This window comes from Rhodococcus sp. C1 (assembly GCF_020809065.1).
GTDB lineage: Bacteria > Actinomycetota > Actinomycetes > Mycobacteriales > Mycobacteriaceae > Rhodococcus_F > Rhodococcus_F qingshengii.
Genome location: NZ_CP078080.1, coordinates 2,168,058 through 2,193,627, shown reverse-complemented (window position 1 = coordinate 2,193,627; position 25,570 = coordinate 2,168,058). Strand labels below are relative to the sequence as shown.

30 protein-coding genes and 1 riboswitch are annotated in these 25,570 nt (G+C 61.9%); of the genes, 10 read left to right on the top strand and 20 right to left on the bottom strand.

The window, feature by feature from the left end:
* Window positions 1-5: 5 nt before the first annotated feature.
* The 6 genes from trpS to KTR60_RS10075 form a co-directional block, all read right to left on the bottom strand.
* Window positions 6-1,040, bottom strand: coding sequence for a tryptophan--tRNA ligase (gene trpS, locus KTR60_RS10100; protein WP_003941025.1), 1,035 nt, complete (start codon window positions 1,038-1,040; stop codon window positions 6-8).
* A 26-nt stretch (window positions 1,041-1,066) separates the two neighbouring features.
* Window positions 1,067-1,561: a barstar family protein gene (locus KTR60_RS10095; protein WP_228402110.1), complete on the bottom strand. Its 495-nt coding sequence runs from the start codon at window positions 1,559-1,561 to the stop codon at window positions 1,067-1,069.
* Complete coding sequence (locus tag KTR60_RS10090; RefSeq protein ID WP_050793967.1) at window positions 1,561-2,079, bottom strand: ribonuclease domain-containing protein; 519 nt, start codon at window positions 2,077-2,079, stop codon at window positions 1,561-1,563. The genes KTR60_RS10095 and KTR60_RS10090 overlap by 1 nt, the downstream gene beginning before the upstream one ends.
* Window positions 2,080-2,105: 26 nt before the next feature.
* A complete protein-coding gene (locus KTR60_RS10085; protein WP_054827640.1) occupies window positions 2,106-2,852 on the bottom strand; it encodes an exodeoxyribonuclease III in 747 nt (248 codons plus the stop codon).
* Between the two features lie 135 nt (window positions 2,853-2,987).
* Complete coding sequence (locus KTR60_RS10080) at window positions 2,988-4,127, bottom strand: MFS transporter (RefSeq protein WP_228402269.1); 1,140 nt, start codon at window positions 4,125-4,127, stop codon at window positions 2,988-2,990.
* A gap of 199 nt (window positions 4,128-4,326) precedes the next feature.
* Window positions 4,327-5,550, bottom strand: coding sequence for an NADP-dependent isocitrate dehydrogenase (locus tag KTR60_RS10075; protein WP_003940772.1), 1,224 nt, complete (start codon window positions 5,548-5,550; stop codon window positions 4,327-4,329).
* Between the two features lie 305 nt (window positions 5,551-5,855).
* Window positions 5,856-5,996, top strand: a riboswitch (SAM riboswitch).
* A 143-nt stretch (window positions 5,997-6,139) separates the two neighbouring features.
* Here KTR60_RS10075 and KTR60_RS10070 point away from each other — a divergent pair.
* The 4 genes from KTR60_RS10070 to KTR60_RS10055 all read left to right on the top strand — a co-directional run bounded on the left by KTR60_RS10070 (window position 6,140) and on the right by KTR60_RS10055 (window position 11,121).
* Window positions 6,140-7,465, top strand: a complete 1,326-nt coding sequence (locus tag KTR60_RS10070) for a bifunctional o-acetylhomoserine/o-acetylserine sulfhydrylase (RefSeq protein WP_064443387.1) — start codon at window positions 6,140-6,142, stop codon at window positions 7,463-7,465.
* Complete coding sequence (gene metX, locus KTR60_RS10065; RefSeq protein WP_007727395.1) at window positions 7,462-8,598, top strand: homoserine O-acetyltransferase MetX; 1,137 nt, start codon at window positions 7,462-7,464, stop codon at window positions 8,596-8,598. Before KTR60_RS10070 ends, metX begins: the two co-directional genes overlap by 4 nt.
* 118 nt (window positions 8,599-8,716) lie before the next feature.
* The gene (locus KTR60_RS10060) at window positions 8,717-10,546 is read left to right on the top strand and encodes a DEAD/DEAH box helicase (protein ID WP_228402109.1); all 1,830 of its coding nucleotides are present in this window, start codon (window positions 8,717-8,719) and stop codon (window positions 10,544-10,546) included.
* The gene (locus KTR60_RS10055) at window positions 10,546-11,121 is read left to right on the top strand and encodes a hypothetical protein (RefSeq protein ID WP_050654857.1); all 576 of its coding nucleotides are present in this window, start codon (window positions 10,546-10,548) and stop codon (window positions 11,119-11,121) included. Before KTR60_RS10060 ends, KTR60_RS10055 begins: the two co-directional genes overlap by 1 nt.
* Before the next feature lie 5 nt (window positions 11,122-11,126).
* Here the strand turns inward: KTR60_RS10055 and KTR60_RS10050 are convergent, their stop codons facing one another.
* Together KTR60_RS10050 and KTR60_RS10045 are read right to left on the bottom strand one after the other, a co-directional pair.
* A complete protein-coding gene (locus KTR60_RS10050) occupies window positions 11,127-11,411 on the bottom strand; it encodes a DUF3017 domain-containing protein (RefSeq protein WP_003940740.1) in 285 nt (94 codons plus the stop codon).
* A gap of 5 nt (window positions 11,412-11,416) precedes the next feature.
* Window positions 11,417-12,274, bottom strand: a complete 858-nt coding sequence (locus KTR60_RS10045; protein ID WP_064112569.1) for a bifunctional methylenetetrahydrofolate dehydrogenase/methenyltetrahydrofolate cyclohydrolase — start codon at window positions 12,272-12,274, stop codon at window positions 11,417-11,419.
* Between the two features lie 31 nt (window positions 12,275-12,305).
* Here KTR60_RS10045 and KTR60_RS10040 point away from each other — a divergent pair, with 31 nt between their 5' ends.
* Both KTR60_RS10040 and KTR60_RS10035 read left to right on the top strand, forming a co-directional pair.
* The gene (locus tag KTR60_RS10040; protein ID WP_065455160.1) at window positions 12,306-12,818 is read left to right on the top strand and encodes a GNAT family N-acetyltransferase; all 513 of its coding nucleotides are present in this window, start codon (window positions 12,306-12,308) and stop codon (window positions 12,816-12,818) included.
* Between the two features lie 32 nt (window positions 12,819-12,850).
* Window positions 12,851-13,126: a DUF1905 domain-containing protein gene (locus tag KTR60_RS10035; RefSeq protein WP_019747652.1), complete on the top strand. Its 276-nt coding sequence runs from the start codon at window positions 12,851-12,853 to the stop codon at window positions 13,124-13,126.
* Window positions 13,127-13,132: 6 nt separating this feature from the next.
* Here the strand turns inward: KTR60_RS10035 and KTR60_RS10030 are convergent, their stop codons facing one another.
* On the bottom strand, window positions 13,133-13,753 hold the full coding sequence (locus KTR60_RS10030) for a pentapeptide repeat-containing protein (protein WP_003940770.1): 621 nt from the start codon (window positions 13,751-13,753) through the stop codon (window positions 13,133-13,135).
* Window positions 13,754-13,786: 33 nt separating this feature from the next.
* Window positions 13,787-14,467 carry an excalibur calcium-binding domain-containing protein gene (locus KTR60_RS10025; protein ID WP_007727407.1) on the bottom strand — a complete coding sequence of 227 codons (681 nt, stop codon included), beginning with the start codon at window positions 14,465-14,467 and terminating at the stop codon, window positions 13,787-13,789.
* An 805-nt stretch (window positions 14,468-15,272) separates the two neighbouring features.
* Here KTR60_RS10025 and KTR60_RS10020 point away from each other — a divergent pair.
* Both KTR60_RS10020 and KTR60_RS29310 read left to right on the top strand, forming a co-directional pair.
* Window positions 15,273-16,034 (top strand): hypothetical protein, encoded by a 762-nt coding sequence (locus KTR60_RS10020; protein WP_228402108.1) that lies wholly within the window; start codon window positions 15,273-15,275, stop codon window positions 16,032-16,034.
* A gap of 113 nt (window positions 16,035-16,147) precedes the next feature.
* The gene (locus KTR60_RS29310) at window positions 16,148-16,627 is read left to right on the top strand and encodes an endonuclease VII domain-containing protein (protein ID WP_416309266.1); all 480 of its coding nucleotides are present in this window, start codon (window positions 16,148-16,150) and stop codon (window positions 16,625-16,627) included.
* A 30-nt stretch (window positions 16,628-16,657) separates the two neighbouring features.
* Here the strand turns inward: KTR60_RS29310 and KTR60_RS10015 are convergent, their stop codons facing one another.
* From KTR60_RS10015 to KTR60_RS10005, 3 genes are read right to left on the bottom strand one after another with little or no spacing between them, the layout of a single operon-like run.
* Entirely contained in the window at window positions 16,658-17,062 is a 405-nt protein-coding gene (locus KTR60_RS10015) for a Gp19/Gp15/Gp42 family protein (RefSeq protein ID WP_228402107.1), read from the bottom strand.
* Window positions 17,062-17,355 carry a hypothetical protein gene (locus KTR60_RS10010; protein ID WP_228402106.1) on the bottom strand — a complete coding sequence of 98 codons (294 nt, stop codon included), beginning with the start codon at window positions 17,353-17,355 and terminating at the stop codon, window positions 17,062-17,064. Before KTR60_RS10010 ends, KTR60_RS10015 begins: the two co-directional genes overlap by 1 nt.
* Window positions 17,355-17,726, bottom strand: a complete 372-nt coding sequence (locus KTR60_RS10005; protein ID WP_228402105.1) for a hypothetical protein — start codon at window positions 17,724-17,726, stop codon at window positions 17,355-17,357. The genes KTR60_RS10010 and KTR60_RS10005 overlap by 1 nt, the downstream gene beginning before the upstream one ends.
* A gap of 285 nt (window positions 17,727-18,011) precedes the next feature.
* Here KTR60_RS10005 and KTR60_RS10000 point away from each other — a divergent pair, with 285 nt between their 5' ends.
* Window positions 18,012-19,322 (top strand): hypothetical protein, encoded by a 1,311-nt coding sequence (locus KTR60_RS10000; RefSeq protein ID WP_228402104.1) that lies wholly within the window; start codon window positions 18,012-18,014, stop codon window positions 19,320-19,322.
* Between the two features lie 91 nt (window positions 19,323-19,413).
* Here the strand turns inward: KTR60_RS10000 and KTR60_RS09995 are convergent, their stop codons facing one another.
* The 7 genes from KTR60_RS09995 to KTR60_RS09965 all read right to left on the bottom strand — a co-directional run bounded on the left by KTR60_RS09995 (window position 19,414) and on the right by KTR60_RS09965 (window position 25,081).
* A complete protein-coding gene (locus tag KTR60_RS09995) occupies window positions 19,414-20,238 on the bottom strand; it encodes a phage major capsid protein (protein ID WP_228402103.1) in 825 nt (274 codons plus the stop codon).
* A gap of 155 nt (window positions 20,239-20,393) precedes the next feature.
* Window positions 20,394-20,891, bottom strand: a complete 498-nt coding sequence (locus tag KTR60_RS09990) for a hypothetical protein (RefSeq protein ID WP_228402102.1) — start codon at window positions 20,889-20,891, stop codon at window positions 20,394-20,396.
* Window positions 20,891-21,043, bottom strand: a complete 153-nt coding sequence (locus KTR60_RS09985; RefSeq protein ID WP_228402101.1) for a hypothetical protein — start codon at window positions 21,041-21,043, stop codon at window positions 20,891-20,893. The genes KTR60_RS09990 and KTR60_RS09985 overlap by 1 nt, the downstream gene beginning before the upstream one ends.
* A gap of 834 nt (window positions 21,044-21,877) precedes the next feature.
* A complete protein-coding gene (locus KTR60_RS09980) occupies window positions 21,878-22,036 on the bottom strand; it encodes a hypothetical protein (RefSeq protein WP_228402100.1) in 159 nt (52 codons plus the stop codon).
* Between the two features lie 40 nt (window positions 22,037-22,076).
* A complete protein-coding gene (locus KTR60_RS09975; RefSeq protein ID WP_228402099.1) occupies window positions 22,077-22,337 on the bottom strand; it encodes a hypothetical protein in 261 nt (86 codons plus the stop codon).
* Between the two features lie 161 nt (window positions 22,338-22,498).
* A complete protein-coding gene (locus tag KTR60_RS09970) occupies window positions 22,499-22,678 on the bottom strand; it encodes a hypothetical protein (RefSeq protein ID WP_228402098.1) in 180 nt (59 codons plus the stop codon).
* A gap of 747 nt (window positions 22,679-23,425) precedes the next feature.
* Window positions 23,426-25,081 (bottom strand): recombinase family protein, encoded by a 1,656-nt coding sequence (locus KTR60_RS09965; RefSeq protein WP_228402097.1) that lies wholly within the window; start codon window positions 25,079-25,081, stop codon window positions 23,426-23,428.
* 24 nt (window positions 25,082-25,105) lie between these two features.
* Here KTR60_RS09965 and KTR60_RS09960 point away from each other — a divergent pair, with 24 nt between their 5' ends.
* A complete protein-coding gene (locus KTR60_RS09960) occupies window positions 25,106-25,570 on the top strand; it encodes a tRNA (cytidine(34)-2'-O)-methyltransferase (protein WP_228402096.1) in 465 nt (154 codons plus the stop codon).

Below are 25,570 nucleotides of genomic sequence, written 5' to 3'. Positions count from 1 at the left end.
GTAAGTCAGCCCTTCGGTGCCAGGAATCCGACCTTGTCATAGACAGCGGCGAGAGTGCGTGAAGACACCTCACGGGCGCGGTGCGCTCCGGCCGCGATGATGCGATCCAGCTCTGCCTCGTCGGCAAGGTAACCGTCGACCTTCGCCTTGAGTGGGGTGACGAACTCGGTCAGCACGTCAGCGGTATCGGTCTTGAGGTCGCCGTATCCCTTGCCCTCGTAACCGGCCACCAGAGTCTCGATCGGTACTCCCGAGAGAGCCGACTGAATGGTGAGCAGGTTGCTGACGCCCGGCTTGGCCTGCGGGTCGAAACGAATCTCGCGCTCGTTGTCGGTGACGGCCGACTTGATCTTCTTCGCCGACACCTTCGGATCGTCGAGCAGATTGATCAGTCCGGCCGCACTGGCAGCGGACTTGCTCATCTTCGCGGTTGGATCCTGCAGGTCGTAGATCTTTGCCGTGCCCTTGATGATCTGCGGCTCGGGAACGACGAACGCCTTGCCGTAGCGGGTGTTGAACCGTCCGGCCAGATCGCGTGCGAGTTCGAGGTGCTGACGCTGATCCTCACCCACGGGGACTCGCTGCGGGCGGTACAGAAGGATGTCCGCGGCCATCAGAACCGGATACGTGAACAAGCCGACACTGGCGTTGTCGCTGCCTTGCTTGGCGGACTTGTCCTTGAACTGCGTCATACGGCTGGCTTCACCGAAACCGGTGATGCAGTTCAGGACCCACGCCAACTGTGCGTGCTCGGGAACCTGACTCTGTACGAACAGCGTCGCCCGATCCGGATCGATCCCCACCGCAAGGAGCTGAGCCACCGCAACCTTGGTGCGACGACGCAATTCCTTCGGGTCCTGCGTCACCGTGATGGCGTGAAGATCCGGAATGAAGTAGAAAGCGTCGAAATCGTCCTGCAACGGAACCCACTGCTGCAGCGCACCCAGGTAGTTGCCGAGGTGGAAAGAATCCGACGTCGGCTGGATTCCGGAAAGCACGCGAGGCTTTGCGGTGGGCTTCTGTTCTGCAGGGGTCGACATGGTTCCGATCTTTTCACGAGTGGAAATCAGTGCAGTGGCGTGGTGCCCGGGTAGTCGAGTTCGACGAGGTCTTCACCGTGGGCGGTGAGGTCCTCCGCACCGAACTGGTAGACGGTCCGGAAAACGACGGGTTCCCATTCTTCGGCGTAGAAGTCCATCGTTTCGCGGAACCACTCCAACTGATCCTGTTGCTCGGACAGTAGAGAACCCGCGCCTCGGACCACAACTACATATCCGGCGCCGAGTCCGAGGACGTCGTCGAGATCGCGCATGACATCGTCGAAAGCGTCTTTGTTTCGCCCGAAGTGGGACGGAAACTGGAAGGCTGCCGCAAACTCGTCGAAGACCTGCGCCGTTGTCCGCATGTTCTCTCCGCGAACCACCCGAACGACAAAATTCTCGGCACGGAGTTGACGTGCAAGATCATCTGCAACGGCCGGGTCGCTCTGCAGCGCCACCGAAGCCACATCCGAATACGGATCCAGCCACTGCGCCACGCTGACCGTAGACGAGTCGGACATCAGCGAATCCTCACAAACGTGTCGTAGTGATCGAGGGTGTACCACGCCGAACCGTCGTTGCCGGTGACGATTCGCTCGGCGTCGCGTCCTTGGCCGTTCTTCTTCGGGTTCACGTCCCATTCCTGATAGACGACACGTCCGCCACCGGCACCGACAGCGGGTAGGCGGCCTTCGCTGTTGCGGAAGGTGATGCCGCCCTTGGTGCCCGGCGCATTGGCGGAATCCGGCCACCTCCCGGCGTCGATCTCGACCAGCGTGGCGAGCACTCGTGCCGGCGCATCGGTGCTTGTCTGCTGCGTTGGCTTGGCAGCGGAATTCGAGGGCGCGGAACTCGACGGCGCGGCCTTGGTGGTGGCGCCAGGCTTGGCTTGAACAGTCGAGGACTGGGCACTCGAGGACTTCGTCACCGACGACGCCGAACTGTCGGAGTCACGTGAAGAAAGGGTGACCGCCAGTACGAGCGCAACCACCGCCACCACGACGGTGATGATGGCGTTGCGCGTCTTTGCGCTCGGCATTTTCAGACCTTCAGACATACGCGTCTCTATCGGTACGAGACGGTGACAGGCGCATGATCCGACCAACGGAGGTCGTAGGACTCAGCGCGTTCCACGAGCGCGACCTTGGCCCGCTCGGCGTATCCGCGAGTGGCAACCTGGTAATCGATACGCCAACCCGAATCGTTGTCGAATGCCTTTCCGCGGTACGACCACCACGAGTACGGGCCGTCGACACCCGGATGGAGGGTGCGGAAGACGTCCACCCACGCGGAATCTTCGGCGAACAGCAGATCCATCCAGGCGCGCTCCTCGGGGAGGAATCCCGAGGACTTCTTGTTGGTCTTCCAGTTCTTGAGGTCGAGTTCGGTGTGCGCGATGTTCCAATCGCCGCTGACCACCACGTGACGATCGGCAGCCTCGGCCGCCGCAGCGGTGGAGGCGAGGTGAACTGCGAAGGATGCCATGAACCGCTCCTTCTCCTCCTGCTTCGGCGTGAGCGCCTCACCTGAGGGCAAGTACAGGCTCGCGACGGTCAGATCGGCGAAGTCGGCTTCGATGTATCGACCGGCGTCGAGAAACTCGTCGTCCCCGTGACCGATCCGCACCGCGTCAGGTTCCGTGCGTGAGAGCACCGCGACTCCGTTGCGTCCCTTCGCGGACGGCTCGGCGGAGACCAGGAACCATCCTTTGCCGAGTGCCGGCTCGAGAGTCTCGCGAAGCTGGTCGTCCGACGCACGCGTTTCCTGAAGGCAGATGAAATCCGCCGACGTCTTCTCCAGCCAGTCGAGCATGCCCTTACGGGCCGCTGCTCGAACGCCGTTGACGTTCACGGACGTGATGGTGTGGGGCGCAAGAATGTGGGAGTCAGCAGTTTGTGGCACGGCAAGCACCGTAGCCGATTCCACCGACGCGGATGGGCGCCCAGGTCAGCGCGCGGCCCTACGCTGCAGAATCACCGCTACCGCCAGCACGACGAGACCAGCGACGGCCAGCAACGACCCCACCGCTGCGGGCGCGGTGTACCCGTAACCGGCTGCGATGACGACGCCGCCGATCCACGCTCCGAAGGCGTTGGCGATGTTGAGTGCGGCGTGATTGAGAGACGCGGCCAAGGTCTGAGCATCCTCGGCGACATCCATCAACCGTGTCTGGAGGCCAGGCACCATCGACGACCCGGCGAGCCCGATGAGGAAGACGAAGACGAGCGCCGTATACGGATTGCGCACGGCGATAACGAAGATCGCGAGGATGACCACGAGGGATCCCATCGACAGGAACAAGCCCTTCATCAGTGCGCGATCCGCGAGGTATCCACCGACGAAGTTGCCGGCCACCATGCCCAGTCCGTACAGCATGAGTGCGAGGGGAATGAACGAAGCGCCAAGCCCGGACACGTCGGTGAGAGTCGTACTGATGTAGGTGTAGACGGCAAACATCCCGCCGAATCCGACCATGCCCACGATCAGGGTCATCCACACCTGAACGCGGCCCAGTGCCCCGAGTTCGGTGATCGGATTCGTCACCGGCATGCCGTCCAAACGCGGAATCCAGACGAACAGCGAAGCAACCGTTGCCACCCCGATCACGGCGACCAAGGCGAAGGCACTGCGCCAGCCGAGTGCCTGGCCGATCCAGGCCGCGACCGGCACACCGATCACGTTGGCCACGGAGAGACCCATCATCACCATCGCGACGGCCTTCGCGCGTTTTCCCGGTTCGGCCAGGTGAGCTGCGACCAATGCGGCGACTCCGAAGTAGGCGCCGTGCGGCAATCCGGCGACGAAGCGGGCCATCATCAGCGTCGTGTACGAGGGCGCGAAAACCGAGGCGGCATTGCCGACGGTGAACGCGACCATGAGTGCGATCAACAGGGTGCGGCGCGGTACTCGTGCGGTGAGTGCAGCGATCAGTGGAGCACCGACGACAACCCCGAGCGCGTATGCCGAGATCACGTGGCCCGCGATGGGTTCCGAGACACCGAGCCCGGTTGCCATTTCCGGGAGCAATCCCATGGCGACGAACTCGGTGGTGCCGATACCGAAACCGCCGAGGGCAAGAGCGAGCATCGCCGGACCTCTGGCGGAACGAACCCCGGGTGTCGAGGTGTCAGAAAGGGAGAGGGTAGACGAAGTCACTGATCAATTGTGGTCTCACACCTGGTTGAACTTCCAAGTGAGAGCGGGTGAGTTCACTCACTTGAGACCGCGAACACAAATGGGACGCCCGGTTTCCCAGACGTCCCATTTGACAGGTGAAGCGGTGAATCTACTTCGCGGCCATGGCCTTCTGCAGGTTCACGTCGAGCGCGCCGAGGAACTCCTCGGTGGTCAGGTAGCCCTGATCGCCGCCGACCAGCATCGAGAGGTCCTTGGTCATCTGGCCGCTTTCGACGGTCTTGATGACAACGTCTTCGAGCGCCTGCGCGAAGCCGATGACCTCAGGGGTGCTGTCGAGCTTGCCACGATGCTCGAGCCCGCGGGTCCACGCGAAGATGGACGCGATCGGGTTGGTCGAGGTGGGCTTGCCCTGCTGGTGCTGACGGTAGTGACGCGTCACGGTGCCGTGAGCAGCCTCTGCCTCACAGGTCTTTCCGTCCGGTGTCAGCAGAACCGACGTCATGAGGCCGAGCGAACCGAAGCCCTGGGCCACGGTGTCGGACTGGACGTCGCCGTCGTAGTTCTTGCATGCCCAGACGTATCCGCCCTCCCACTTGAGTGCGGAAGCGACCATGTCGTCGATGAGGCGGTGCTCGTAGGTCAGACCTGCAGCATCGAACTCAGCCTTGAACTCGGTCTCGTAGACGTGCTGGAAGATGTCCTTGAAGGCACCGTCGTACGCCTTGAGAATGGTGTTCTTGGTGGACAGGTACACCGGGTAGTTCTGCTGCAGTCCGTAGGTGAGCGACGCGCGAGCGAAGTCACGGATGGACGTGGTGAAGTTGTACTGCCCCTGGACGACGCCGCCCTCTTCGGGGAAGTTGACCAGTTCGTGCTCGATCGGTGCGCTGCCGTCCTCAGGCGTGTAGGTGATCATCACCTTGCCGGGGCCGGGGACCTTGAAGTCTGTGGCGCGGTACTGGTCGCCGAATGCGTGACGGCCGATGATGATCGGCTTGGTCCAGCCCGGAACGAGTCGCGGAACGTTGGAGATGATGATCGGTGCGCGGAAGATCGTGCCGCCGAGAATGTTGCGGATCGTTCCGTTCGGGGAACGCCACATCTTCTTGAGACCGAATTCCTCGACACGTGCCTCGTCCGGCGTGATCGTGGCGCATTTGACGCCGACGCCGTGCTTCTGGATCGCGTGCGCTGCGTCGATGGTGACCTGGTCGTCGGTCTCGTCGCGGTACTCGATACCGAGGTCGTAGTACTCGAGGTTCACATCGAGATACGGATGGATCAACTTGTCTTTGATGAACTGCCAGATAATGCGCGTCATCTCATCGCCGTCGAGTTCGACGACGGTGCCCTCAACCTTGATTTTGGACATGGGTGCTTCGCGTCCTCCTAGGAAGTTTCCCTGGTTACACGGTTGCGGTCACACTTTGTGAGTGGGTCCGCGAACGGTTCGATTATCAAACCTAGACGGTGTGGACTGATCTCGGGAGATGAGTCCCAAACAAGACAAGCGTACTGCTAACCCGTGAGGCCGCAACCGGCAGGTCCACTCATCGGTCTCTACTCGCGAGTAACTTTTGCCTGCTAGTGGGCTGCGTCGCTCTGCCTCGCGTGCGGTTGCGGCTCACATTTCGCCCCGTGTCAGGACTGCGCTCACTTCCCGGTAGAATCCGACTTGGTCATGAGTGCCAGCGTCAAGCCCCGGCTCGCTGGACGGCAACCCTCCAACCGCGGTGGGGTGCCCCGGGTGATGACCAGGTTTCCCGACGTGGATCTGCTCGCGCAGTTCCACCGCAATTCGGGTGACAAGCGCGGGTCCGACAGGGACGGACCCCAGACCGGGCCGAGCCCCACGGAGGTATTTCAGTATGTGTCGCACTTGTAGATAGACCCCAGCACGGGGCGGCGATCATTCGCCCCCGTCCGACATCTATCCGTCAGACCACTGGAGTGAACAAATCATGACCGACAACACAGCCGACGCCGCAGCAACTTCGGATCCGACCGCGAACTGGTCGTTCGAGACCAAGCAGGTGCACGCCGGACAAACAGCGGACACCGCCACCAATGCGCGCGCTCTGCCGATCTACCAGACCACCAGCTACGTCTTCGACAGCACCGATCACGCTGCTGCACTGTTCGGCCTCGCCGAGCCGGGCAACATCTACACGCGGATCATGAATCCCACACAGGACGCCGTCGAGCAGCGCATCGCTGCCCTCGAAGGCGGAGTCGCCGCACTCCTCCTCTCCTCGGGTCAGGCCGCCGAGACCATCGCGATCCTCAACATCGCCGAGGCCGGCGACCACATCGTCTCCAGCCCGTACCTGTACGGCGGCACGTACAACCTCCTGCACTACACCCTTCGCAAGCTGGGTATCGAAGTCACGTTCGTCGAGGATCCCGACAATCTCGAGCAGTGGCGCGAAGCCATTCGCCCGAATACGAAGGCGTTCTACGGCGAAACGATCGCCAATCCGAAGAACCACATCCTCGACCTACCCGGTATCTCGTCACTGGCCCACGAGAACGGTCTTCCGTTGATCGTGGACAACACAGTCGCGACGCCGTACCTGCTTCGCCCACTCGAACACGGCGCCGACATCGTCGTTCACTCCGCCACCAAATACCTTGGTGGACACGGCACCGCGATCGCCGGCGTCATCGTCGACGGTGGCACTTTCGACTGGACGCAGGGTCGCCACACGAACTTCACGACGCCTGATCCCAGCTACCACGGCGTCACCTTCGCGGACCTCGGCGCGCCGGCGTTCGCACTCAAGGCCCGCGTCCAACTGCTGCGCGATCTCGGTTCCGCCGTGGCGCCGTTCAACGCGTTCCTCATCGCGCAGGGTATCGAAACCTTGAGCCTGCGCATCGAGCGCCACGTATCCAATGCACAGAAGGTCGCCGAATTCCTCGACGGCCACGGTGAGGTGGCTTCCGTTTCCTACGCGGGACTTCCCTCCTCGCCATGGTTCGAACGTGGAAAGCAGCTGACGCCCAAGGGAACCGGCGCCATCGTCACCTTCGAGCTGCCCGGCGGTATCGATGCGGGCAAGACGTTCGTCAACGCCCTGACGCTGCACAGCCACGTCGCCAACATCGGTGACGTTCGCTCACTCGTGATCCACCCCGCCTCGACGACACACTCGCAGCTCACCCCCGAAGAGCAGCTCGCCTCCGGTGTCACACCCGGGCTCGTCCGCCTCGCGGTCGGCATCGAAGGAATCGACGACATCCTCGCCGATCTCACCGTCGGCCTGGCAGCGGTGGCAAACTCGTGACCGTGAACGAATTGGAGCCCAGGATCGACCTCCTGCCCCCACCCGACGGCCAGGTGGGGTTCGTCGACATCGGTGCCTTGGAACTCGAGAGCGGCGCGGTGCTCCCATCGGTTTCGCTCGCCGTTCAGCGGTGGGGTGAGCTTTCCCCGAACCGCGACAACGTCGTACTCGTCGAGCACGCACTGACCGGAGACTCACACGTCACCGGACCGATCTCCGCGAATCAGCCCTCCCCCGGCTGGTGGAACGGGATGGTCGGCCCCGGCGAACCGATCGACACCGGCGAATGGTGCGTCATCGCAACCAATGTCCTCGGTGGTTGTCGCGGCACGACCGGTCCCAGTTCGCCGGCCGACGACGGCAAGCCGTGGGGCAGCAGGTTCCCGGAGATCTCCATCCGGGATCAGATCGCGGCGGAGAAGAAGCTCGTCGATCTCCTCGGGATCGACCAGTTGGCCTCGGTAGTCGGCGGATCCATGGGGGGCATGCGCACCCTCGAATGGGCAGTTACCTACCCGGACGGCATTCGCTCCGCGTTGGTTCTCGCAACCGGTTCACGGGCCACTGCAGATCAGATCGGCACCCAGACGACGCAGATCGCTGCCATCGTCTCCGATCCGGATTGGCAGGGCGGTGACTACCACGGAACGGGGCGGGCACCTCGCACCGGACTCGGCATCGCCCGTCGCATCGCGCACCTGACGTACCGCACCGAGTCCGAACTGGACGCACGCTTCGAGAACTCCGCTCAGAACGACGAAAATCCTTGGAACGGTGGACGATACGCCGTACAAAGTTACCTGGAACATCAGGCAGACAAGCTGGTCGACCGCTTCGACCCGAGCACGTACGTCCTACTGACCGAGGCCATGAACCGGCACGACATCGGTCGTGGACGCGGCGGTGTTGCGGCGGCGTTGGCATCGATCACGGCACCGGTCGTGGTGGGCGGCGTCGACTCGGATCGGCTGTATCCCCTTCGCTTGCAGGAGGAGATCGCCGACGGAATTTCCACGTGCAGCGGCCTCGAGATTCTCAAGTCCAAGGACGGCCACGACGGCTTCCTGACGGAGGCGGACGCCGTCGCCGGACTGCTTCGCCGAACGATGGAGTTCGCGCGTACGGCTCGCTGATTCGGCACAGAGCCACGTTTTCAGGATTCGTCAATGTCGGGAAAACCACAGCTGATCTGCGGGTTTTCCCGACATTCTCATTGGCGAACGTGAGCCGGCGCGGCTAGCATCGGCGAACGTGAATCAGCCATGCTCGACGCGCCTGCAGGCTACGTACATTCCCGAGCACATGTCCTTCGCGTTCTGGGGTGACGCAGACCCGGCAGCGCGGCTGTCGGCACTGGGGATGCCGACCGGGTCGCCGGGCGTGTGCAGGCTTGCGATCCCGGTCGACGAGTCGATCACAGCAACCGACGTCGAAGCGCAACTGCTCGACCTCACCACCGCGATCGACGCGTTCCACAACCTCGATGCTGGTCGCGGCGACCTCGGATCGTCGCTGCTCGCGTGGAAGCGCGTCATCGACACCGGCGCACATGACATTCCGACCGCAGCGCATGCCGCTATCGAGCGCGACGACACGAAGATCCGAAGCGCCGCGTCCACGGTGCGGTTGTTCACGGAAGCGCGCGCGGCCATCGAGAGTCTTCGCCGAGCAAAGATTCAGGCGACTCTGCGCCCGTATCAAATGCAGGGAGTTGCCTGGCTGACGGCTCTGTCGGGTTCGGGCGGTGGGATCTTGGCCGACGAGATGGGTTTGGGTAAGACACTGCAAGCGATTTCGATGATCGCGATCCGCGCCGGCGACGGTCCGCATCTGGTTGTGTGTCCCACCTCGGTGATAGGAAACTGGCGCCGCGAGATCGAGCGATTCGCTCCGCATCTGCCACTGCACGTTCATCACGGGGCCGCCCGTGCACTTCCCACTCGTATCCCCGCCGGCACTACGGTTCTGACCAGCTACAGCGTCTTGCGTTCCGACGCAGCCCAATTGGCCCCGGTCCATTGGAGTTCAGTGGTCTTCGACGAGGCGCAACAGATCAAGAACCCCGCTTCCCTCGCCGCGAAAGCAGCAATGCAGTTGTCGGCGGACGTCAAGGTAGCGATGACCGGCACGCCGGTGGAGAACCGTCTCGAAGAATTGTGGTCGCTCTTTCGCGTCGCCAATCCCGACGTCCTCGGAACTCGCGCACGGTTTCGTCAACGCTTTGCCGTACCGATCGAATCCGGTCGATCGGCCACCGCGGCGACCAGGCTTGCCGCGGTCATCGATCCCTTCATTCTGCGCAGAACCAAAGACACAGTGGCCAAGGATCTTCCGCCCAAGCAGTTCTCCACGGTCTCGTGCACTCTGACGTCGGAACAGGCGCGCATCTACCGGTCGGCAGTTGCCGATGCGTTCGACTCCGGATTGGGCACGGGAATTGCCCGGCGTGGCAACATCCTTGCGCTTCTGACCACTCTCAAGCAGGTATGCAATCACCCGGCGCAGGTCACCGGCGATACGGACGACCTCTACGGAAGATCCGGAAAGCTCGACCGCGCAACGGAAATGATCGCCGAGATCGTCGACGACGGCGATCGCGCACTGATATTCACGCAGTACCGGACGATGGGCGAGATGCTCTCGCGACACCTGGGAGCCGAACTGGGTATCGGTGCCGTGCCTTTCCTCCACGGCGGCCTGAACACCGACAAACGAGACGCGATGGTCGACGCGTTCCAGAACGAGACGGATTCACCACCGGTTCTGATTCTGAGCTTGCGCGCCGCCGGCTTCGGCCTCAACCTCACGCGCGCAAGTCATGTCGTGCACTACGACCGGTGGTGGAACCCAGCCGTCGAGGATCAAGCAACCGACCGGGCACACCGCATCGGCCAGAAACGCACCGTCAACGTCCACACCTTGGTGACGGGCGGTACCGTGGAGGATCACATAGCAGCGATGCACGAGTCCAAACGAGTTGTGGCCGATGCTGTCTCCGGGAACGTCGAGGCCGCGCTGGCCGATCTCCCCGACACCGAACTGCGTGAACTTCTCGAACTCGACGGCGCGGTGATCATCTGATGGCCAACGAATTCGGCGTCACCGCTTGGGGTCGAGCGTGGCTGCGCACGGTGGAGCGGACCGCGGCGTCCGGTCCGAACCCGTCCCTGCCGACGGCTCGCACCCTGGCACGCAACGGTTCCGTGGAGTTCACCGTCGTCTCGTCGGGGACCGTCGTCGCCGAGGTGAGCACCAAGGCAAAAACTTCGTCAGTGACGATTGGTGTCCCGCTCTGGACCAAATCCGAGATCGCTGCAGTGAAGAGCCTTCTCCGTTCGGCTGGAAAGGCGAACAGATCCGTCTCCACCGGCGAACTGCCGGACAGCATCGTCACCGAACTGCAGGCTCGAAATATCGCAGTAGCCGTTGATCTTTCGGAGTGCACTGCCAGCTGCGACTGCTCAGGTAGACGCTCGCCGTGCGTTCACCATCTCGCCGCGATCTACGCCCTCGCCGGGCGAATCGACGAGGAACCTGCACTTGCGGTGACGTTACGGAGTGCACCGGTCAAGGCTGGAAAGAAGTCGACATCCGCACATTCACCGGAGTGGATCCCTTTGAGTGATATCGACATTCGCTCGTTCTACGGGGGCTGATCTTCTCAGTCGGTACCGAGCGGATCGATGGTCAGGGCGAGCGTCGCGATCAGCACACCCATAACGCCCATCGCCGCGGTGTCGAAGACCCTTCCACGCACCGCGAGCAACCCCACACGGTTCTCGGGAACGAACCACCGAGCGGCAGCTCCGATGATGACGGCAACACCGAAGACGAGGGCGCCGCGGCGCCACCGGTCGGCCAGCACGAGAACAACCGCTGCCGCGATCACGGCGAGGACCGCGAGCATGGGCAGATTCTTCTTCGCGAGGCCGACCAGTGAGGACATCGGACTCAGGCCTCGGCCAGAACCCGCTCGGCGCGTTCGACCACGTTGGTGATCAGGAACGCGCGGGTCAGCGGTCCGACACCACCGGGGTTGGGTGAGACGAAGCCGGCGACCTCGCTGACGTCGGCTGCGACGTCGCCGCGCAGGCCGTCGTCGGTGCGACTGACGCCGACATCGAGAACCGCTGCTCCAGGCTTGACCATGTCGGCGGTGATGAGACCGGGAACGCCGGCGGCGGCGACGATGATGTCGGCGCGGCGAACCTCGGCCGCGAGATCGCGGGTACCGGTGTGGCAGAGCGTGACCGTCGCGTTCTCGCTACGACGAGTCAGCAGCAATCCGATCGGGCGACCGACTGTGACGCCTCGTCCGACTACCACCACGTGTGCGCCTGCAATAGGGACCTCGTAGCGGCGCAGGAGATGCAGGATTCCACGCGGGGTGCACGGCAGCGGGGCTTCCTTGCCCAACACCAGTCGACCGAGGTTGACCGGGTGCAAGCCGTCGGCGTCCTTGTCGGGGTCGATGCGCTCGAGGGCTGCGTTCTCGTCAAGGTGCTTGGGAAGCGGCAACTGCACGATGTAGCCGGTGCACTCGGGATTGGCATTGAGCTCGTCGATCGTCGCGTTGAGCTGCTCCTGCGTGATGTCGGCAGGCAGGTCGCGTCGCAAAGAATTGATACCGACCTTGGCGCAGTCGTTGTGCTTGCCGCGCACGTAAGCCGCGGATCCGGGGTCGTCGCCCACCAGGATGGTGCCCAAGCCGGGTGTGATGCCCTCTGCCTTCAGAGCGCTCACCCGCACCTTCAGGTCTTCGAAGATTTCGTCGCGGGTAGCTTTGCCGTCGAGGATCGTTGCAGTCACGGCGACCATTGTTCCAGGTTAGGGTCGATGAGTGACAACGGCTCCGGAACTACGCGGCCCGAGGGTGCTCCTCTCCCCCGTCGCGCCCGATCATCACGCCCGTCTGCGAGCAATTCACCTGCACCCGGACGTCGTGCACTGGTGGCAAAATCCCGACGACGACTGGCCTGCAGCGCCGGAGGCTGGCACCACGCACTACAGCATCTTCCACGGCGACCACCTGATCGGCTTCATCCAGTGGTACGAAGCGGAAGACAACCCCGACTTCCGCCACGCCGGGCTCGACTTGTTCCTCGATCCCGACTTCCACGGCCGAGGGTTCGGTCGCGAATCGATACGGGTGCTGTGTGCCCACCTGATCGACGACCTCGCATTCCACCGTCTGGTCATCGACCCGGAAGTCGACAACTCCGTCGCCATCGCGTGCTACCGATCGGTGGGCTTCAAGGACGTCGGGGTGATGCGCGAGTATTCGCGAGATCGCCACGGTGCGTGGAAGGACGGACTGTTGATGGATCTGCTCGCACGGGAATTCATCCGCTGATCGACTGGGACGAGTTCGAAAGGACCGACATCATGTTGCTGGACAAGGAATTCACGGCCACCCTGCAGAAGAGCGACGCCAAGGGCGGGTGGACTTATGTGATCTGGCCGGAGTCCGCCGAGTTCTTCGGCACCCGCGGCCTGGTCAAGGTGCGCGGGACGATCGACGGACATCCGTTCCAGAGTTCGTTCATGGCGTTGGGAGACGGTAACCACAAGCTGCCGGTCAAAGCCGATCTTCGCAAAGCCATCGGCAAGGAGACCGGCGAGCTGGTGACGGTGCGCCTCGAGGAGCGCGTGGAGAGCTAGGCGCTGCTACTTCATGTCGACGACAAGACCGTGCGCCGACGCGTACGCCACCGCCTGCATCAACTCGATCTGCGCGTTTCCGACGGACGCGGACGTCCACAGGCTCGGATCGATCCGCGCACCGCGCAGATCTGCACCTTCGAGTTTGAGTCCACCCGTACGAGCACCGGACAGATCCGCCGACGCCAGCACCGCGCCCCGCATGTCGGCCCGAACCAGGTTCGCTTCACGGAATCGGCATGAGGTGAAGTCGATCTTCCTCAGGTCCGCCCCACCGAGTGAGGTCAACGAGAAGTCGACTTCGTCGAGCGTCAACGGCCGGATGCGGCAACCGTCGAACGTCGACCCGAGCAGACTGCAGTTTCGGAACGTGCTGTGCCACAGGCTGGTCCGAGCAAAATTGCACGAGCGAAACGCAGTTCCCGTGTGCACGGACTCCCCCAGATCGGTGCCGGTGAAATCACAGTCCGTGAACACCACCGACTCCGTCGTGAGTCCCGTGAGATCGGCATCTCGGAAATTGCAATTGGTGAAAGTGCGCTGACGCCACTTCTGCCCGGCCAGCCGCGCGTCTGAATAATCTTCGCCGACGACATCGTCGGATTCTTCGGGGAGCATGCCGTCCATACTGCCCCGCCGCACCGACACCGGTTCGATCGCCTAGGTCTCGCAGGCCACGCCGTCACCGTCACGATCAAGCTTGGACGAATAGCCGGGATCGCCGCGGTAGATCGGGGCAGCACCGGCCGCTCGCACGGCTGCACAGTTGGCGTAATACACCCCCGCGTCGGGCACCTTGGCCGGCGGCGGAACGTACGCCGGTTCTGTTGTCTTCGGCGGTGTGTACGCAGGAGCGGGCGGAACATACGGCGTAGTCGTGGTCTCCGGGACCTGCGGAACCAGCGGCACAATTGCCACGGTGGTTGTCGTCGGTGGCGGCACGATCGTTGTCGTCGTCGGCAAGAGGGACGAAGTCGTGGTCTTCGTCGTCGACGGGACCGTGCTCTTGGTTGTCGTCGCTGCAGCTGTCGTCGAAGAGGTCGCAGCAGGCGTCGTCGATTCTTCCGACTTGCCCGCTCCCGTCGCCGCGGCGATGGCAACCAGCCCCACGACTGCCGCGCCGGCGATCCACGGCCACTTACGCCGCGTCTTGCCTTCCTCGGCGCTAGTGTCCGGCACCGCCGATCCGGGTGCGCCGAAGACCTGCGTGGGAGTGCCGAAAGCCTGAGTGGGTGCGTCGACGCCCTTGGGCCGTGTCTGCGCGGTCCACTGCTGACCGTCCCAGTAACGGTCGATCGTGGGGTCGAAGGGGTCGGGGTTCCAACCGGCGGGAGGGTTCATGAAATGTCCGTTCTGAGAAGAGTGCCGGAAATAGGTTCGCACGGACTGGCCGGTTTGTTACCAACTCGCCCACACTTCTCCACCGCTCTTCTCGCAGACGCGGGCACCGATATGCCGCCCGGTACAGTTCCTCGAGTGTTCCGAGTGATGTTCCACGAGTGGGATTGCAGCTTTAGCGCAACTGGATAACCCCAGGTAGGCCCCACTAATGAAACGACCCCGGCAGGTGTTTCCGCACCTGACCAGGGTCTAGGACACAACGGAAGAGACCCGTTATGAACCGTTCTCGCAGCATAGCTGTATCCACTGTCACCTGCGAGGTTGAGAGCACGTATCCCGAGCGTGTCGACCTCGGAAAGACCGCTCCTCCTGTCGATTTCATCCGGGAGCGCAGCCAGGGCGTGGCCCTGTTTGAGTCCGGCACCCACCGCGCCAGCTAACGACCCGTTCCGCCTCCCAGGGCGCAATCCCTGGGGGTGCGGTGCGGGCCTTTGGCCTGCCAGGTCGTCTCCGGGTGTCCCGACCTCGTAACTAGACACTCCCGGTGTTATTAATCCCGTGAACCGGCACGGGCGCTCTCGTGGATGGTTCCGGCCGGACGCTGCGAGGGTCAGCGCCAGCCTGTTCGCATTCTGCGGATGGGCTACTGGTGTTGCCGAGACGCGATATCGGGGCATGGTTCGTGGGTTGTTCCGGGGTGGGGTTTACGACACCGGCACCCTTGGGTGCTCCGCTCGGTTCTGTGCAGTGCCCGAAGGGCTCCGCACTCTGCTGCTGCGTCGGTACCAGCGGCTACATTTGCTCGGTGACTCTCTGGAGAACCTCCTGGACCCGCCTATGGAATACCAGTTCACGGACCATCGGCATCGTCGCCCTTATCCTCGGACTCGTCTCCATCGGCCTATCCCTCGCGGCGGTAGGCCGGTTGGAAGACTGGGAGATCCAGCTCGGACCCCTCGGTACCTGGGTAGGTGGGCTCGGCACTGCGGCTGCTGCGTCTATGGCGTACGTGACGTTGCGGCAACTTCTGCGGACCCGAACAGAGCAGCAAGCTGAACAACAAGACCGCGTGGCCGACGAACGCGCACGGGTGACGCGTAGGACCGGAGCTGTCCAGGTCCGCACAATCCCAGGTGAAACCGCGGGCGGAGTGTCCGGCTGGTCTGTCACCCTCACCAACCGGTCCGGACATCCGATCCACGATGTGAGGTGGATCGGCCTGGTTGCCATGCGGCCAGATCCACCGGAGATCCTTACCGAGTTCATTTGCATGCCGACCAATTCCGAGTTCGCCGACTACGCACCGTTCGTGCCCGACTCGGAATCCCGTGGTGTCGAGTACCTGGCGATCCCCCCTACGATTCGGGAGTCTCACTACCCGTTCCCACGTATCGAGTTCACCGATGATGACGGCTACCTGTTCCAGCACGTACTTGACCGTGCAAGCCCACACCTGGAGCTCCGAGGGCGATGGGAACTAAAAGGGACTGCACCTGCTCGCAAGGCAAAGCCGATGCGGATCGGCAAGGTGATTCCTCCACCAGAGATCCACCCAGCTACTGAGTAGCCGTTCCCTCCGGTTCAGACCGACGGATTCGGTGGTCAACGAGGCCACCAAGCAACCATCGAGTAGTCGAGTAGTCACACAGTGACATCGTCACGTGTTCACGCATTAAGTAGATGAAAGTGTCTGTGCCAGGTAAATATCGAGACGGACAGGGCACGTGCCTAACGTGCCAAGGACCGTGCGACATCCGTGCGAAAAGGTGCCGGGACTGCACTCGAAACGCACCCATCCTTGTTTGCCCTGGGTGCATGAAATCAGTGCCACGTGCAGAGATGACATCGCCCAGCGGCAGGCGGCTGTCGTACTGCACTACCTGTCTAGCTGCATGGCACCGCAACAACAGGTATCTCACGAAGTACGGAATCACTGCAGCCGACTACGACCGCATGTTCGCTGAGCAGGGAGGTGTTTGTGCGATATGCGGGGCTGAAGAAGAGGGCAGAGGATATGGGTACTTGCACGTAGATCATTGCCACACTTCCAGCAAGGTTAGAGGCCTACTCTGCTTCAGTTGCAACGCTGGGATCGGACACTTCGAAGACGACACCGACAGGCTTCGGTCTGCGATCGCCTACCTCAACGGCATCAAGTGACGACGGCATGGAGGCATAGAAGCCTCACGACTAGCCCCCCGATCCGAACAACGGACCTCGCACGGGTGCAACGAGATTGGGGACGATGACCGTCATTCGGGTGGCGGGTTTGACGCCGAGGATCTCCCACTCCTCGTCGGTGATTGTCAGCTTGCCACTGGAGAGATCCGATTGAAGCTGGTAGGTGTATCCACCGTCGGTCTCGCTCAAGTACCCGTCAGGGTTGCGGACGACGCGTAGAACCGAGTCGGCCTCGATGTCGACTACGTCGGCCTCGTCGATGTCTCCAGCCGTGATCCGTACGGCCAGATCAGGGATTCGGCGCTTGATCATTCGTTCGACCTGTTCGAGTCGGCGCTCGATAAGCGAGATAACCTCAGGCTCGGGTTCTTTGGCCCACAGTGTGGTTACGTCAGCCGCTGATGCATACGTCATTAAGTCTCGCTTTCGTAGTGTGGAGCGCCTGCCTGCTTTTGGCCGGCCCCGAGTGCTTGCCGGTAGAAGTCAGCAGCCGACAAACCGGCTGCGCCCATCACGGTTGAGACCAAAACCTGGTCCTGACCTGGTACGGCGTAGCTGAGCCAGTCGACGACGTGTACCCGCAGCGCCAGGTGATCACTGGGGGTACACAGACCCTCGAGTGACTTGATTTCGTTCGGGAGAAGGGCAGCCAAAGCCTCAGGGCTCGAGGCTGACCGGGTGCGGGTGTGGCGTTTCGGTCGTCCCATCAGGCACCCGGCTTCCAACGACCTGCAGCGCCGAGCTTGCCCAGCTCGGACCGGGTCAGGGTGTCCTCGTCGTCGGGACACCCGAGCGCCTTGAGCAGTTGCACCATCAGCGCCCGGTACTGGCGCAGCTCCTGCAGCTCGGGCAGGGACACCGGCTGCCCCTGGGAGCCTCGGACGCGGATCTCGTCGGCTGAGTCCACGATCGCCTGCAGTCGCTTGACCACGTCGGCGGTGCGGCACGCCTCTTCCAGGATGGCGGTCTTCTCGGGTGCATCTGCGAAGTCGTAGACGTCGTGCAGCTCCCTCCAGAGCTGCCTTCCACGGGCAAAAAGGCCCGTGGGAGCCCTCGGAATGGGGGGTTTGTCGGCCATAAGGCCTCCTTAAGTGGTCGTTTGAGAGGCCCTCGAAGGGCCATATATGCAGGTCAGGGAAATATCAGGGGCAGAAAAACAGGCGGGTCCGGCATCGGCATGCCGACAATTCACCTCGATGCCACAGCATCCGATGGCTCAGGCGCATAACGTCCCGGTCTTTGTTGGGGGGTAGGGGTAACCCCCCTGGGGCAAACCGCAGGGGCCTGGGGTGCGCTGCGGATAGGATGGCTCCGCAAGTATTAGCAGGCACAGAGCTGTGCACGACGAGTCAAAAGGCGCAAGGTGGGGGACGAAGTGACAGTTTCTATCTGGGACAAAATTGATCCGACCGTCGTCGAAGACTCGACTACCACCGAGTCGGAGACAGATAAACCTGCTCCATCTAAGCGCCGATCATGGCGTAGCGTATTCATTGTCGGCGATATACTGGGGTCCCTGTTGTGGACCTTAGGTCTGACCAAGCTGCTCTTCTTCGACTACGATCGCTATCTCGCAGACCGGCTTGGTGAACCATGGAATAAGATTGCAGATTTCCGGGCATTGGTTATACTGCTCTTGCTCGCGACAGTCCTCGTTCTACACAAGCGCGGCGTATGGGCATTGCTCTACGCTGCCGCATTCCCGTTAGTGCTCTTATTCTGGAAGATGCCAAAACTGCTGATCGCTATACATAGCTGGAATCTACTACTGGCGCTCGCGACCGTCATTGCATCTTTATTTAAACGCTTCCGTATGAGATTCTTCCTTCGTGCGGTCGAGGTAACCGTACTATTCGTGGCACTCATGAGTACAACCGCCTGGCTGTCCGTTATATGTGCAATAGTGCTGTCTGTAGCAATTTTGTATCATTATTCACAAGCGCTGATTTCCGGAGTGCGGGCATCGAAATTTCTTCAATATCAGCAAATGATCATAGCCGGAGTTACGCGTCCTGCTACTCTCAACACCTTCATGCTGGATCCAGAACTCCGAAGTGATAAAGTCGAGCGGTTCGATAAAGGGCAGCTCGAACAGTTTGTGAACAGTGTTTCTACGGGCCTTCTCGCGGTGAAACTCCTCGGATTCTACGCAGTACTTCTCCAACGCTATCGACGTAGTCTTTCAATATTTGTTTTGAATGCGTTGACCTATGTATGGCTTTTCCTCCAATCGATCGTGCTTCTCGCGGCGATCAACTACTCCATTTACGTTGCAAGTCCCGATCAATTCAAAGTTGAAGGTGCTGCGTCGTTCGTGAAGTTTCTGTTCTACTCCATGGCATCGATGTTTGTAACCACCGTCCCTCAAATAACATCGACCGGGGACGTGGCAATCTTAGCGGCTCTACTGTCCGCTATTTATGGAGCAATTCTGCTTGTGTCGCTAGCGTCTCAGTTTATCATCAGCTTCCGCCAGTCGAAGGACGATGAAACGCTAAACAATCTTGTCTCCCTGGTGAATGCGAAGAGGGATAACCTATCGCGACAGCTTGAGTCAGACTACGAGAGCGGTCTCGACGATGCCTATCAGCGACTCAAGGATCTGGGATTGGGGGGTGCCCAGCTGTTTTTTGGTTACCTCGCCAAAAAAATCCCTGACGACGTGCCAGAATGACCACGCATTCCTCACTTCGGGCGCTGTAGCGGCCAAGGCCCCGCCGAAGCGGCCCTCATCACGAGGATGGGCCGCTCCGGCAAGAGCACGACTAGGCGGCGGCGTAGAGACGCACGATGCCAGCCGGGTTAGCGAACCCGAAGCCGACGCGGGACGTAGCGCGAAGCTGGGTCGCGTCGGATTCGAACGACGCGCTGCCGTCCGCAACGATGGTCGTGCCCAGTCGGCGAACCGTGCGGATCTGCTTCTTGTCCAGACCCCAGGCGTTGCCCGGTGTGACGGCACGGGAGACGTAGACCGGAACACCAGCCAGGCGGACACCGTCGTCCACGGTCTCGAGCAGGCCAGCGTTCGAGCCGCTAGCGGTCTTGACCTTGGCGAGGGTATTCGCGACATCGGGAGCCAGCACGAATTGCGTCAGTTCGGCGTTGTTGTTGAACGCCTCCAGCTTCGCGTCGTGAAAAGGGTCCAGGTTGGTGAATGCGCCGGCGTCGACCACCTGAGCATCAGTCAGCGACAGCAGACCACTCGGGCCGTGGGTGATCGCGTCGCCGAAGAATGCACTGTCAATCCGCTTGGCCAGGCTACGCCCGAGGCCCTTGGCCGTCTCGTCCAGAACCTCGGGGTCGGAGTCCATGACGGACTCGTTGGAGAGTTCGACACGACCAGCGACCTTGGTCGGGGTCACGACCAGTTCGCCGGTCTCGGGATCGGTCAGCGGGATGGTTGCCTTCTCCGCAACCCAGCCGGTCGCGGCGTCGTCGACCAGGATTGGGAACCGGATTGTGTGCTTGTCGGTGTTGGTGACGGTTGCGACCAGGAACGCGATGGACTCAGCGTCCACAACCAGGTCGATGGACTTGCCGTAGTCCTCGGGGGTCCAGGCGTTGGCGAGGTTGGAGTTAAAAACAGTCATGTGTCCTCCTGTGGACATGAGAAAGGCAGCTGGCTCGATGCCAGAGGCCTGGATTGGTGTTGGAAGTCACCGAGCCACAGACTCGGATTTTGTTGCCTCACAGAGGCTTAGTCGCTCCACTGCCGCCACGGACGGTGTGCAGAGCGGGAGTTCAATTACTGGCGTGCAGACCAGGGATCCGCGACGGTGCCCTTGATCATCGCGGCGAGCGATGGCTCTTCAGGCTGCGGTTTCGGCGGGCCGCCAAAGCCCTGGGAAGGATCGAACACGGGAGCCTTCTTCCGCAGACCAGGACGCTCGGTCAGGACGGCGGCGACATCAGCCGCCACGCGGGCCGGGTCGACGTTGCCGTCGTCGTCGAGGTAGTCAGCCGGTCCGTTGCCGCTGAGGGTGAACACGTCGGACGCGTGGCTGAGGCCTGCGTCTGCGGCTAGTCGTTCGACCTCGGCACGCTGCATCCGTTCGATGCGAGCTGCAGCGGTGGCCAACTCCCCTCGGGCAGCGTTCCGCTCGGTTCGGTACCGAGCTTCGCGATTGTCTTTCCGAGGGCCGTTCTCGACCTCGGGGGTACCCGCGTTACCGGAATCGGTAGAAACTCCCTCAGCGTTGCCCTCAGAGCTGGGAGTCGGGGTGTTAGTTTCTGGCGTGCTCATTAGCCCTCCGTCCAGTGGGTGATGGTCAGGCCGTCGAACGGATGGCCCTTGCCAGGGCTCAGGCTGACGACGGCCTCGGGGCCGACGTTCCAGACCCGTTCCGGGCCTCGGTGCTCGGCAGCTCGTACGACTGCCTCGGTCAGTGCGTCCATGTGTTCTCTCCTCTGGATATGCGAAAGGCCACGACGTGGGTCGTGGCCTCGGGTATGTCAAGTTGTGGTCAGCTCGGGAACGGATCAGGGATCCGGTGTGATGCGGATGCAGGCTCGAGCAGTCGAGCCGCTCGCTTCTCGCTCACGACTACCTCAGCTCGCCAGGCAGGCTCGCTGACGAATGGGTCAACACTCGATGACCGGGCCAGCGGTTGCAGGCCGATAGGCCGGTACTCCTCGGGGGCCTCGGCGGCCCCAGCAGATGCAGGTTCAGAATCAGCCGGCCGATTCTCTGCAGTTGGTTCTGAACCCTCAACCGCAAGAGACCGGCTCTCATGGCCGGTCTCGTTCTGTCTCTTCAGGTCGGGGAGGTCGGGTTCCCCGAAGGGTGAACCAGAGTTCCCCGTCCTAGGAGTAGTAGAGAACTTCTCTTGAGGAGAAGTTCTAGGAGTAGTAGGGGTGAACTGTGGGACACGGTTACCGTGAACTGTGGGACACCGTTCCGGGGTAGACCGTGAACTCTCGGACACGGTCTCGTGGTCAGGAACCGTGAACTGTGGTTCAGGGTCTGGGTACGTCAGTCGGTACACGGTGGCTTTCGATGAGTTGCCGGACTCGACAATCTCGATCCAGCCAGCCGCCACGTTGGCGGCGATCTGCTTCCGCACGTTCCGCACCGTCATCCCGGTGCCCTCAGCCAGGGTCTCGGCTGTGACCCAGCCGGTCAGGGTGCGGTTGTTCATGTACGTACGAATCACATTCAGGACGGCGCGTGGCAGCTTGCCGTTGCCGTTGCGGTTGTACGCCTGGTCCCACTGGATGATCGCGAGCGTCTCAGGCATCGAGGCGAGCCTCCAGCTCGGCGATGTGTTGGTTCGACTGTTGCTTCAGCCGTTTCCTCAGCTCGAAGTTCTCGCTTCGCAGCTTGCGGATCTGCTCACGCCAGTACGCGGGCAGCGCGTGCAGTTGTGTGTTCTCGGGGATGTTCGCCATCGGCGGTTGCCTCCTTGGGCTGGTTGGATTTCGTAGGCGGTCAGTCGGGGTGCGTGTCGAACGCACCGGCTGCGTAGGCCTCGGACAGTTGTCGGACTACCTCGGCGGGTTCGATGGGTACGCCGTCGTCCTGGAACCGGACGCCTGCGCTTTCGAAAGCGCGGACAACAGTCCAAGCTGCGGACTTGCCGATCCGTTGGCGCTTCTCGCGCTCGGATCTGCAGCGGCGGCAGTAACCACCGCCGTCTCGGTCGGCAGATGTTCGGATCTCGTGCCCCTGAGGGCACTGGGTGTCGGGCATAGTGCCTCTATTTCAGCGTGAGTACTCATGTGATGCAGGCCGAGAAAAACCCCGGCCTGCATGACCAGCAGGCCGGGGCTCTCGAGCAACTCCCCCCACGGGGAGAACGGGACGGTTAAGTCCCTTATCCGCTGGTGAATCAGGCCAGCGGCCTACCGAGGTCAGGAGAACAAGTCCACCTCGGGAAGTTCAGGGCGGTCGACGGAGGAGAGAACTACACCGACCGACCTCGGGTGCCTGGGGAACACCCGGATGCGGCGCTCACCCCGACGGGGAGCGGCCAGCAAGAATTGGTAGCCGCGCATCAGGCGCGGCAGAAGAACCTGCAGTTGCAGGTTCATACTGATAACCGGCCCTTGAAGGCCGGTACTAGAAGATGAGCCGCTTCAGGCGGCTCTTAGAAGGGGAGGAACTTCCCCTCTTCATCTCCCCCGTTTTTCTTCTCCCACCGTATATGGGTGAGATTTGCAAGAATCTGTCCCTGTTTGTGACGCGATCCATAGCAGGAGGGAGGAACTCCCTCCCTTTTCTGTTCACTTGTATATGCCTTCCACTCGCGACCGAGAGGTCGGGTTCAAGCACTACGTGTGGCGTAGTTCACTGGGTCGGGCTCACTCGACCGGGCCCTCATGGCCGGTCTGGATCTCCTCAACCCCTACAACCTGTATATGGGTTCCACTCGAGGCCAACAGGCCGAAAACCACCCCTATATGTGACTCAGTTCACCGGGCCTGTTTCTCTTCTCAGTGTTATATGTCTGTCTATTTGTTATATGTCTGTCTATTTCTGAACCCAGTCACAACGTGTGGTGTAGTTCACCGCCGCCATGTGGGCCTCCCAGGTCCTCACTCGGCCCTCAATATGTATATGCCTGCGATCGGCAGGAAACTGTCCCTGAGTGTGGCAACCGCCACCTGTTCGGAATCTGTAGCCATTGCGCCGTCAGCGCCTGAACAACTCGGGTTGCCTATGGGTACCAGAAACGATAAAAAGTGGCTCAGCGTGGACCTCAGGTCCCAGAAGGGGTCTGCTACAGGATTCGAGGGTGTTGGGGCCTGCCGTGTTTTTTGGCCGGCCCCGGTGCCCGGTCACTCCAGCGGGAACTCGACCCGCTCGCCGGACTTCGACGTGAACACCGCCGTACGATCCTGGATCTCAACCCCGGCGATGTCGAACTCGGTCATCGCCTCGAACGTCCCGGTGATGCCCTCGGGCCTCTGCAGCCCGAGTGACTCGTAGAAGCCCACGGGAATGCGGATATCAGCGGACACTGTTCCATCGTGGAACTTCGACCGACGGACCCCTCCGGTCTCCAGGTGTACGGCAACAGTGATACCGGACCTGAGGAGTAGTTCGCGCCGACCATCGGTGTTGGCTGCTCCCCAAGCGTCAAGGTACGTGCCGCCGGTAGCCCGGTACTCCCACCGGGCCTCACGAACTGGGGTCGATTCGAGAGCGATGATCCGGGTGTCAACAGCCAGGAGCTGCTCGTGGATCCGTTGAACAGCCTGAGCTGACCTCATACCCCCGAGAGCCTTGGTCAACTCATCCAGAGCCGACTGAGCGTTTTTCAGGTCCGCATCCCGAGAGTCACCAGGAACCCAGACACGCTCCCGGACCTCCATGTCCCCGACCTGACGGAGGCAATGCTCCTCTACCAGCTCCTCCAGGTACGCGGCTGGGATCTGTGTCGTGTGCTTCTCAGCGCAACGGTAGTACCGGTAGTAGTGACCTTTGGTTTTGTGCCGGGTGTGGTGCAGAGGGTTCCCACACACCAGGCAGACCGCTACACCAGATAGCGGGCTGGACTCGGATCGTTTGATCCCCTTGCGAGACTCGGCTCTCCGGTCCAGGTACGCCTGGATTAGTTCCCATTCGTCAGTCGTCACAAGCGGTTCAGCCATCTGGAGCGGCTGACCATCGTCACCACGAACCGTCTCGCCGTTGTGGTGAACGTGTCCTCGGAGAGCCTTGGACCGGAGTAGCTGCCGGATAGTGGTCGGTGCCCACTTGGACCGAGGTTCGATGATTCCGTCGTCTTTGTGCAACGACGGAGTACCAGCTCTCACGGTGCGGTAGTAGTCACCTGGGGTGAGAACACCCTCCTCATTCAAGTTTCTGGCGGTTGCCGTGAATGGCTGGTCATCGAGCACAGAGTCGACGATCCGACGCACGAGCGTCGAAGCCAGGGGGTCAATCTCCAAGGCCCAGCCTTGGCCGTCTGTCCGTTTGACAGCTGTGTACCCGAACGGGGGTTTACCTCCAGCCCACCGGGCACGCTCTCGGAGCTTGGCCCGTGATGCCAAGGTCCGCTCCCGGATAGCCTCCAGCTCCCCCTCTGCAAGACCAGCGATGACACCGGCCAGCATCCGACCTGCCCAGGTTCCGAGATCTATCGACTCGGAGCACGAGACCAGCGTCTTACCGTGCCCACCGCACCAGCCGAACAGCTTGTTGAGCTGGATAGCGTTCCTGCCGAGCCGGTCGAGCTTCCACGCCACGATGATGTCCCACTCGTGCATCTTGCTCGGGTCCGTCAACCACGGACCCAGAGCCGGGGTGTCGAACGCATCGACAGACCCCGATACGTCCTCATCCACTGCCCAAGCAACCACGGTGTGACCGTGGGTATCGGCCCACTGGGAGATGATCTCGCGTTGCCGCTCGATAGAAGTTGACTCTTCAGTGGCGCGGGAGATCCGCAATCGACCGAGGACACGGCTAGGATTCGCAGAGGTTGACACAAAGTGAGATGATACAGTCCGGTTGTGTTCAAGCTGATGTTCCACGAGCCCCGCATCCCACCCAACACCGGAAACGCGATCCGCATGGTCGCGGGCACCGGTTGCGAACTCCACCTGGTCGCCCCTCTCGGGTTCGACTTGTCGGAGCCGAAGCTCAAGCGCGCAGGCTTGGACTACCACGACCTGGCGACTGTCACGGTCCACGAAAACCTGACCGCTGCCTGGGAAGCCGTCACCCCCGCTCGCGTGTTCGCCTTCACCGCGCACGCGACCACGTCGTATGCCGATATCGCCTACCAACCCGGCGACGTCCTGCTGTTCGGGCCCGAACCCACCGGACTGTCCGAAGAAGTATTGGCGGACGAACACGTCACCGAGCGCCTGCGTATCCCGATGCTGCCCGGACGCCGGTCCCTCAACCTGTCCAACGCTGCCGCCCTCGTGACGTACGAGGCCTGGCGTCAGCACGGGTTCAAGGGCGCTGTCTGA